The organism is Streptomyces sp. A1136 (assembly GCF_004795055.1).
GTDB lineage: Bacteria > Actinomycetota > Actinomycetes > Streptomycetales > Streptomycetaceae > Streptomyces.
On sequence record NZ_SSBJ01000156.1, the window covers coordinates 1 to 706 of the forward strand.

1 protein-coding gene is annotated in these 706 nt (G+C 77.5%); it reads left to right on the forward strand.

What is annotated here, in order from left to right; all coding sequences use genetic code 11:
• Positions 1 to 706: PP2C family protein-serine/threonine phosphatase (locus tag E6R62_RS37795; RefSeq protein WP_136217943.1), on the forward strand; the 706-nt coding region annotated here is incomplete at both ends.

A 706-nucleotide genomic window follows, 5' to 3' on the forward strand; every position in this document is an offset into this window, starting at 1 on the left:
CTGGTACGACGCCGTAGCGCTGGGCGGCGGGCGGGTCGCGCTGGTGGTGGGGGATGCCGTCGGCCACGGTGTGCCGGCCGCCGGCGCCATGAGCCGCCTCCGCGGAGCCATGCGCTCCTCCGCCCTCCGCGACCCGTCGCCGCGCGCGGTCCTCGGCGCCCTCGACGCGTTCGCCGCGGAGATGGACGACGTCGAGGGCGCGTCGGTCTGCTACGGCGTACTCGACGCCGGAACGGGCCGGCTGATCTACGGCGCGGCCGGGCACCCGGCGCCGCTGGTCGTCCACGCCGACGGCAGCACCGAGTTCCTCCCGGTGGTGGCGAGGCCGCCGCTGGGCAGCCTGCCGGGCTCCGTCACGGAGGTCGCCGAGCACGTCCTGGAGCAGGGGGCGACCCTCGTCCTGTTCTCCAACGGGGCCGTCGCCGGTGCTCCCGGCCCGGACGTCGCCCTCGACCGGCTCGCGGACGTGGCGCGCGAGGTGCTGTCGCCTCCCAATGCCCTGGAGGCCGAGGCGTCGGCAGGGCTTGCCGCAGCCATCGCCGAAGGTGTCCGCCGCCCGCAGGGGTGGCCCGACGACGTCGCCGTGCTCGTGGCCCATCGCCGGGCGACGTCCCTGTCGCCGCTCCGCCTCGAGCTGGTGGCGCTCCCGGCCGCCCTGCCGGGCGTGCGGCGGCAGCTCGGCACCTGGCTGACCGGGGTCGGCATG